Genomic DNA, 9973 nt, shown 5'->3' with positions numbered 1-9973 from the left:
TAATACACTTGAGATCACAGCGTTTGATGCTGCGACAGGTAAGGTTAGTTATACTTACACGCTTGTTGATAATGAAACACATGCGACGGGTGCGGGTGAGAACAGCTTGTTCGAAGACTTTGCTGTTGTTCTAACCGATACAGACGGCGATGATGCGACAAGTACGCTTTCTATCCAGATTGTCGATGATGTCCCAACAGCTGTTGATGATGCGGATTGTGTTGAGGTTGTTGTTGGGGATCAGCCACCGCAGAATATTGCTTTTGTTGTTGATGAAAGTGGCTCTGTTAGCCAATCGAATTATGAAACCCAGATCGATGGTGTTCGTACCTTTATGAACAGCTTGGTTTCACAGGGTGATCCGGCAGAACTTGCTATTTCGTTGGTTACTTTTGGATCGGATGCCGAAGATTACGGTACGTTCGTATATCAAGATGATGGCAATGGTGTACTGGACCTGGATGATTTTGTCCGTTTGAACGATAATGGCACACTGTCTTCGACAACACTTGATGATACACTGATCGCGGTTCGGGCAGATTACGATAGTGGTGGTTCAACCAACTATGATGCAGCAATGCAGTCTCTGTTCTCGTCAAATTCAGAATATCTGACGAACCCGGTTTCTGGTCTTCCTGATGCGGAAAATCGTATGTATTTCATCAGTGATGGTGGCCCAAATGCCTCTAGCACTGGTAATTCTTCTGAAATTGACACTGATATCGCGACGGCGATTACAGATAACAATATTCAGGTTACTGGTATTGGTGTTGGTTCTAGCTCTTCTGTTGAAAATGGTTTGGAAGATTATTTCCTCGCTGTTGATGGTTCTGATGCAAGTAATCCATCAATTCCGGCAAGTCAGTATAGCTATGTCTCTGTCCCTAATTTTGCAGATTTAGCAGATGCGTTAGATGGAACAACAGATAATGCGCCAGTTGCGACGGGTAATGTTGTGACGGGTACAGATGTTGCTGGGGGTGATGTTAATACAACAGATGGCGTTGCGGATACCATGGGAGCAGATGGCTTCGGATCAATTGCTTGGGATGGTGCAACTTCTGGTGGCACGACTGTTGTTGGTACGTATGGTACTTTGACAGTTGATGCTAATGGAAATTACAGCTACGCGTTGGATTATTCTAATTCAGCAGTAACGGATCTTCCATTGGGAGATACCTTACCGGAAGTCTTTACCTATACGGTTACAGATGGTGATGGTGATACCGATGAGGCAACTCTGACCCTGACAATCAAAGGGGCAGATCATGGTGTCAAGATTACTGACCTTACACCTGCGTTGTCTGGTGGTGATGCGATCGTTGACGAAGATGATCTTCCTGATGGAAGTGATGATACGCCGGAATCAACGACTGTAACGGGTGATTTTGCAATTTCAGCGATCGACGGGCTTGGATGTATTATTATTCAAGGTCAGCCGGCAACTCCTTATGAGTTCACAGAAGCTGATTTGCTTAATTCCGGAACCGTTAATCTAGAAGTTATCACTGAGTTGGGTAATATCCTTACGATCACAGGGTACGACCCGGCGACTGGTGTTGTTAGTTACAGTTACGAGCTACTTGATGATGAAACACATGCGCCAGGTTCTGATGCATTGTTTGATGATATTGCTTTGACAGTAAAAGACACCGATGGTGACAGTGCGAGTGATACGCTATCGATACAAATCGTTGATGATGTTCCAACAGCAGCCGATGACAACGGCTCTATTACTGAGGGTGCGACACTGACAGTTACGACTGCCAACGGTGTTCTCAGTAACGATGAGTTTGGTGCCGATGGTGCCGCGTCTCCTGCGATTACGGGTGTTCGTACTGGTGATGATACTGGTGCAGAGCCGACAGGTTTGGTTGGTACGCAGATTGTCGGTAGTTACGGTACGCTGACACTAAATGCAGACGGTAGCTACACTTATGTAGCAAATGGTAACTTGGACAATGCGTCACCTCTGACAGATACCTTTAGCTACACGATCACAGATGGCGATGGTGATACGGATGTTGCCGAGTTGGTTATTACGATCAATGATGGTGGTATTCCAACTGTAACAGATCCATCCAGTGGTCCGTTGGCGCTGAGCGTTAGCGAAGTGAACCTGCCATCTGATGTTGATGACGGCACAATTACCTTCCAGGCTGGTTCAGACGATATTGTGACTGTCGAGTTCGATGGTACAAATGATCCAAGCATTGCCGGGATTGATGAAGGTTTCACCTGGTCTCTAAGTGGCGATGGTTTGACATGGACAGGGTCTGATTCAGAAGGCGCTGCAATTGTTCTGACTGTAAGCGGTGGAACAGCAACGGCAGGTAGCACAGGTACTGCGACAGTTACCGTTACTCTTAGTGATGAGCTGAAACATGATCTTGGTGGTGGCTCTATTGATATCAGTGGCGTGAACGTTGTTGCGACAGATACGGACGGTGACACGGCAAGCGCGCCTGTTACAGTGGCTGTTATTGACGATGTACCAACCGCTGTTGATGACGTGGATTGCATTGAAGTAAGTATTGATGCAGTGCCGCCACAGAATATCGGTATTGTTATGGATTTCAGCGGTAGCGTTAATTCTACAGAACGTGCTGCGCAGGTAGATAGTGTCAAAGCATTTGCGGCGACATTGTTTAATGGCAATCCAAATGTAACGATCTCGATTGTAGCCTTCGATGATGATGCTGGAACTGTGGGTGTTTTCACTGATTTGGCAACATTGAATGCGGCAATGGATGCAGCTGCGGATGGTACCTTTACCCAACCTGATGGAAATAGCTATTCAGGTGGTAGTGTTACTGACTTCGAAGCAGGTCTTGAAGAGTTATTCAGTAATTCTGGCGGAGCGGGTTATGCGGAACAACCTGGTGCTAATAACCAGATCTTCTTCCTGAGTGATGGAAACCGTAATGATGGTGCTTCTTCTATCAGCAGCAATGATGTTGATCTTGATAACAACGGTAAGGCTCTACTTAACAGCGGCGCGATTGAACTGACGGCTGTTGCAATTGGTGACAGTGTTAGTCCTCAGACTTTCGAAGATTTCTTCGGTGTTGGTATCGTTGATGCGCCATCCGAAGTTGTAACAACTGCTTTTGCGGATCTTGCTGATGCACTGAACGGCAATGTTGGATCTTCTGGAAACGTTGCAACCGGAAACGTTGTTACTGGCGTCGATGTTGCTAATGGTGATGCCAATACTACAGATGGCAATGCAGATGATCTTGGTGCTGATGGTTTCGGTTCAATTACCTGGGACAATGTTACAGGTGGTACAACAGTTATTGGTACATATGGTACGTTGACTGTTGATGCCAATGGTAACTACAGCTATGCGCTGGATTATACAGATCCGGATGTTATTGCGCTGGCTGGCGGTGCAACGCTGACTGAAACCTTCACGTATACTGTTAAAGATAGTGACGGTGATGGCGATACCGCTACTCTGACATTGACGCTCAAAAATACTGATCAAGATGTTGGAATCAGTAATCTTACTGCTGCCGCTGATGGTGGTGATGTGGTTGCGGATGAAGATAACCTTGCGGATGGATCAAGTCCGGATGCAGGTGCTTTGGTCCAAAACGGCGATTTCAATATCTCGACACCAGATGGTGTTGGTGATCTGACCATTGGTGGAGAAGCTGTGATTAGTGCTGGTGTGTTCACACCTGTGACGATTACAACACCAGAAGGTAATGCACTTGAAATCACGTCCTATGATCCTGCTGATGGCAAAGTTAGCTACACCTATACACTTGTTGATAATTCAACTGGTCATGGTCCGGCAGATAACGGTGAAAACAATCTGTTCGATAACTTGAATGTTACAGTGACAGATGTTGATGGTGATATGGCCAGCAGCACACTTTCAATCAAGATTATTGATGATGTACCAACGGCAGAGAATGATGCGGTTGAAACGACAACAGATAGTAGTGTTCTTCCGCAGAATATTGCGTTTGTTGTGGATGAAAGTGGTTCTGTCGGTCAGTCAAACTATCAAACACAGATTGATGGTGTGCGTACATTCATCACTGATCTTGTAACGAATGGTGCGCCGGAAAAACTGGCCTTCTCGCTTGTTACCTTTGGGTCGGATGCGGAAGATTACGGTAGTTTTGTCTTTAAGGATAATGGTGTTGGCGGTATTGATCTGGATGACTTCGTTCGTATCAATAACGATGGCACACTGTCATCGACCACACTGGATGATACCCTGACGACAGTTCGGGGGAATTACGATAACGGAGGTTCGACGAACTATGATGCTGGTATGCAGTCTTTGTTCGCCAGTAATTCCGAATATCTGACAAACCCGATTACTGATCTGCCGCTTAGCCAGAACCATTTGTATTTTATCAGTGATGGTGAGCCTAATACGACCAATACAAGTAATGATAATGAGATTGATCAGGATATCGCGACATCTATTATCAACAACGATGTTCAGGTTACAGGTATTGGTATTGGTACTAGCAACGATGTTGAAGATGGTCTGCAAGATTACTTCCTGAACGAAGGTGATGGCGATAGCAGCAATCCAAGTATTCCTGCTGATCAATACGATTTTGTTTCTGTACCGAACTTCGCAAATTTGGCAGCACAATTGCTGGCTGCATCAGGTACGACGCAGCAGATCGCTTCTGGTTCTTTGATCGCCAACGATGATCTGGGTGCTGATGGCGCAAGCGTAACAGCGATCTCTATTGATGGTGTTTCGGCAACGTTCAATGGTTCTACAAACTCATGGGAGCTGGACGGAGCAACATTTGAGTTCGGGTACAACACGGCAACAGACGAATTTATTCTGATCTTTGATGAGGGTGAAGCCACTGACCTGGCTGTGAATTATACAATCACAGACGGTGACGGCGATACTTCATCAGCAGTTCTGAATATTACTGCTGCTGAGCCGTTAAGTGCAGTGGATGATAGTGTTATTACGAATATCACATCTGGTGATATTGATATTCCTGATTGGGTACTGACACAGAATGATGGGGGCAGCAGTGCCCGTGACATTAGTGGTGTTAGTAATGCAACAGGTGGATCAACATCGCATGATGGTTCTGCTGATGAGACAACATTTACCTTGCCTGACAATTCGTTTGGCTCTGGTTATACTGTGGTCGATGAAGCTGCAAATGATGATTACGATACGCCACTTAATGATACGAGAGCTACGGCAGTTGATCTGACGGATCGTTCCCAATGGGGTCCGGTTACTGATGGTTATGCTGGTCATGTTAAGAATGCTGCTTTGCCGAGTATCCTTTTCAAAGGCGACATTGATAACAGAAATACTGGTAATAATCGTGATTATGACATGGTTGCAGTATCTCTCCTTGCTGGTGAGAAGCTAATTCTTGATATCGACAATGGTATTGGCGGATCAAGTAGCCAAAGTGTCGATGCTAGGGTACGTTTGTATGATTCTTCGGGTGTCGAATTAGCTGAGAATGACGACGCAGCTATTACAAATGGCGGAGGAGGTTCAACAGATGACAGAGATTCGTATCTTGAGTATACAGCAACGTCTGATGGAACGTATTACGTACGGGTAGAATCATGGGATAGAAATGACGATGGTGATTATGATCTCTGGCTCTCTGTTGATAACAGTGGCGTAAGCACACCAACACCTGGGTTCGACTATACTGTTGAAGACGGTGCAGACAGTGATGATGCTTCTGTTGTGATCAGTACTGTTGATAGTCTGACGTTGACAGGTACTGATGATGGTGAAATCCTGATCGGTGGCTCTCTTGCGGATATTATCAATGCCGGTGGTGGTGATGATATTCTGATCGGTGGTACCGGCGCTAACGTTCTGACTGGGGGTACAGGTTCTGATACCTTTGTTCTCAGTGATATTAGCAGCCAAGATGTGATTACTGATTTCAATGGAACAGCGGATGATGGCGATGGTGATATTCTGAACCTTCATGATCTTTTGATTGAAGCTGGACTTGATCAGGCTGCATTGGATGGACTGAATGATGGAAACATCAACGACCATGTTCACTTAGATTCTACGGCTGGTGTTACGACTGTGTCTGTATCATCAGATGGTAATAGTTTCACAACGGTTGCGACATTAAGTGGTGTTGGTGATAATGAGATCATTAAAGTCCAGGTTGATGATGATCACATTCTGAATATGACTACGCTTTAATGTAAGCAGTCAGCTTATGAAAAAGGCGCCTTCGGGCGCCTTTTTTCGTAGGGTGTTTTGGTTTCTGTTTCTGTTTCTGTTTACTCATAAAAAAACCTCTTTGATCATTAATAGATCAGAGAGGTTTTTTTGTTGGATTAATAAGTGAACTTGAAATGCTTTGAATTTAGAGTTGGGTCAAGGCGTCTTCATCATCGGCCTGTTTGTCCATCTGGGCTTTTGCTTTTTCATCCGATTGGATTTTTTCCATGGTATTGGCAAGCTTGACGGTTGCGTCTTTTAAAGATGACAGGGGCATGATGAGTGTTGTTGTTGGTTCAGAGATCAGCTTGCCGACATTTTTTTTGTCCCGGACAATTTGGCGGAGTTCGATACGAACGTTGCCGTTAACGACCGTGATGGAACCAACGCCATCTGTGAATACATGTTCCATGGGGACTATCCTTTAACAGTGGTAGGTATCTGATTGAGTCTGGCTATTTTGTTTGTGCCCCTTAAATGGGGGCAAAATGTTTGTTGTCTTGCTTATCATTGAACTTGCACAAACTTAGGTCAAGTCAGGTGCGAATGATCAATTAAATCTGGTCTATATTACTCTAGCGATAGGATAATATCATCCAAAAGCTGTAAACGCGTTTTCAGGTGGGTTTTACCTTGTTCTTTTTTATACCGTGTTTCCGCAGTGGTAATCGCCTGTGATGATGCGCTTAGTGGATTGTCTGTAAGATATCCTTTACGGGCAAGTAAAGCGGCGATTGTCCGTTCTGGTGACGGAGATGCTTTACTTCCTTGGTTGGGTTTTGCACCTTTGTCCCATAGAAAATCCAGGCTTCGAATACTTTTCCTGACATCAGCTTTGCCATTCGCAGGGTGAAACCGCTGGGCGTTTAAGGCGCCCACATAGGTGTTAACTCCACGGGTATCTGTTTCAATGCCGATGACGTTGATGCCAACAATAGAGAAACCCTGTTGATCATAGAGGAGTAGGGGAGAGCCACTATCACCTTTTTGCAAAAAACAACGATGCGCAATGCCGTCATTATTCTTTGCCTTCCCAGGGTTTTTAACTTTCCCAGGTGGCTGACAATTAAAGTCCACAGTCTGTGCATGTGGGGCACCCGCGCGATAACCAGAGGTAATAAGTACAGCCTGCTTCGTGTTTATTCTGTCGATGACTGCGTTGCTTAGGGAAGAAAGTTTTAGCCACCCCGTTTGAGTGCCGATGGGATCTGTTAATTCTAACAAAGCCCAATCTGTTTCTGTATTGCGGGCGGATGCTTCGTTTTTGGGTCTGTAATCAGCAGATTTTTTATAGGATTTTATTTTTGATTTAATTTTATATTCTTCGAACTGATATCCCGCGATGAAATACAATTCCTGCGGGGCGAGCCACCGTCCTGTTTTGGCATCATAAATACAGTGGGCAGCGGTGAGTACATGACGTTCGCTTACCATCGCCCCCGTACAGTGGGCGCGTCCGGCAGCATTCAGTCTGCCGATCGTGCTCCAGGGATATTCCATGGCATTGACGAGAATACGTTCCCGTGCGGCCAGCTTTTGCGAAGCATTTACAGTCTTACTATACAGAGCAAGAGCAAACGCAGCTGTTAAAAGCAATATTCCCAAAGACAGTGCTTTTAACAGCTGCGTTTGCATTTGCATCTGTTAAGCCTATTGCTGGATAGAAGCGATAAGCTTTTCACCTTCGACAGAGTTGACCACATCCCGCAGAGCGATAATGACATCGGTATCGTAGCGGTCATTATTGTCTTCCAGAATATCTAGCGCCCGAAGTGGTTCTAACCCATGGCGATAAGAGCGGGGTTCGATGCGTGCGCAGAAAACATCACAGGCCCCAAGGATACGTGCGGTAATAAGAATTTCATCACCGACCAACCCACGGGGATAGCCTTTGCCATCCAGTCGTTCGTGCATTTGCATGATGGTTTCAAGAACCGGAAGGTCGAAATCAATCCCACGCAAAAGCTGTTGTGTATGTTCTGGATGTTTTTGGATTTCGGCAATCTCTTCTGGTGTCAGACGTTCGGGTTTGTTCAGAATGCTGCGGGGAATAGCCAGTTTACCAATCTGGGATAAATTGGAAGAAATCTCTAATGTTGCAATCTCTGGTTCACTGAGGTTCATCCGCTTGCCAACCATAAGGGCAAATAGGCAAACACGACGTGAGTGCCCGCCAAGATAAGGATCACGAAGTTCCACGGCGCGAACCAATGCTGTCACCATTTGTTTTACAGCTTTTTCTTTCTTGCGCTGTTCTTCAACAATTTCAGTAACATCCCGGAAAACAGAGACAATACCGGAAACCTGATTGTCCTCACCAACAAAAGGTACCTTACTGATTTGTAAATGATGCTCTTTGTTGTTCAGGAAGACCCGCTCATTATTGGTGACGACACCACCGGAAGAAACGGCACTCTGGTCACTAATCGACATTCTGGCCGCAGTACCCGTGCCAAAGATTGCGGCATCATCCATACCAAGAAGCTGATCTTCTTCTCGCCCAACCCCCTTGGCAAAGGCGGGGTTTACGTAACGATAACTGCCATCGACAGCTTTCAGACCAATGAAGTCAGCAATAGATCCGTTGATTTTGTCCAACAGCTGCTTTTGCGCGTGGATGCGTGTGGCAAGGTCTTTGAACTGTTTGGCCAAGGCGCCATTGTGTTCACTGTTAAGGCGCCACCAGAACGCAAGGAAGACAGCGGCAACAATCAAAACAATAAACCCGGCAAGCAGATAAGCGATATTTCTGAATTCAATCAGGCTTTTTTCTGCGCTGACGCGATCAACTTCCTGAAAAATCCACAGTTGATCAGGGATTAAAGCAGAACCAACGGAATAGACTTCTTTTGCGGCAACCCCGATTGTTGGGCGAAGGGCAAATGCAAAGATATCTTCGTTGTTTGATGTCAGGGTAATGTTACGGATTAATGCTGAATCCTGGGGTATTATCTCTTGAAATCCTTTGTTCGTTATCTGAACCATTCTGGTGGCTTCACCTTCTTCGGATAACGCACGTTGAGAAAGGAATTCCCCAAATTTTGTGGTAACAGGAAAGGTGAGAAGCATCAAGCCAACAGGCTCTTCCTTATCGGCTTCTGACTGAGCTGGTAATACGGGGAGTAAAAGATCCATCACCAAACCTGATGCATCAACCCGGACAGGGCCAAAAGTAACTTCTTTGCGTCCAAAGGCGGACATGGCAAGTTGCTTTTGTTGTTCAGAAACGGGGTCTGCACCGCCACTGGTCAGGTACGCTACCCCTGTTTTGCCAAAAAGATAACTGGTTGTGAAATCACTGTTGATTGTAAAGTCAGTGAGAACGCGTTCCATAAAAGGCAACTGCTCAAATAAAGATACCCCTAGATTGGAATCTGGGTCTTCACCGGGTTTTGGGGGAACAATTTGCGTGAAATCACCACCCGCGAGATCAACTTCGTAGGCAAAAAGACGGAAAAGCTCGTTGGTAACAAGTCGGTCTGATTGCGCGCGGATGGAATCAAGCCAGGTTTGGACGAGCTCACTTCGACTGGATGCCAGAATTTCTTGTCGATCCTGTACTTTGGCAATAACGCTGCTCTTCCTGTCATTAATGATCACGCCGGGTACAATAATTGATAAGAGTATCAGCGCACCAATAACCAGAGCAGCAGTTATCACCGTTCGCCGATTTGCGGGACGTTCGGAGTTTGCCACATCACTTATGGCGTGAAATTCAAATTTCTCTTTACCGTTTTTCTTCATTGGTCTCCGCTCTTT

The 9973-nt window shown here is 45.6% G+C and carries 4 protein-coding genes; 1 reads left to right on the top strand and 3 read right to left on the bottom strand.

The window, feature by feature from the left end; translation table 11 throughout:
- Window positions 1–6193: VWA domain-containing protein (locus ACN0W5_RS12270; protein ID WP_417454378.1), on the top strand; the 6193-nt coding region annotated here is incomplete at its 5' end.
- Between the two features lie 166 nt (window positions 6194–6359).
- On the opposite strand, the gene ACN0W5_RS12265 is transcribed toward ACN0W5_RS12270, so the two are convergent.
- The 3 genes from ACN0W5_RS12265 to ACN0W5_RS12255 form a co-directional block, all read right to left on the bottom strand.
- On the bottom strand, window positions 6360–6626 hold the full coding sequence (locus tag ACN0W5_RS12265) for a hypothetical protein (RefSeq protein WP_417454377.1): 267 nt from the start codon (window positions 6624–6626) through the stop codon (window positions 6360–6362).
- 158 nt (window positions 6627–6784) lie between these two features.
- Window positions 6785–7855 carry a trypsin-like serine peptidase gene (locus tag ACN0W5_RS12260; protein ID WP_417454376.1) on the bottom strand — a complete coding sequence of 357 codons (1071 nt, stop codon included), beginning with the start codon at window positions 7853–7855 and terminating at the stop codon, window positions 6785–6787.
- A 9-nt stretch (window positions 7856–7864) separates the two neighbouring features.
- Complete coding sequence (locus ACN0W5_RS12255; RefSeq protein WP_417454375.1) at window positions 7865–9958, bottom strand: HD-GYP domain-containing protein; 2094 nt, start codon at window positions 9956–9958, stop codon at window positions 7865–7867.
- Window positions 9959–9973: the final 15 nt, after the last annotated feature.

This window comes from Kiloniella sp. (assembly GCF_048270245.1).
In the GTDB taxonomy this organism is placed as follows: domain Bacteria; phylum Pseudomonadota; class Alphaproteobacteria; order Kiloniellales; family Kiloniellaceae; genus Kiloniella.
Note: the sequence above shows the minus strand (reverse complement) of the source record. Positions and strands in the feature narration are given on the sequence as shown.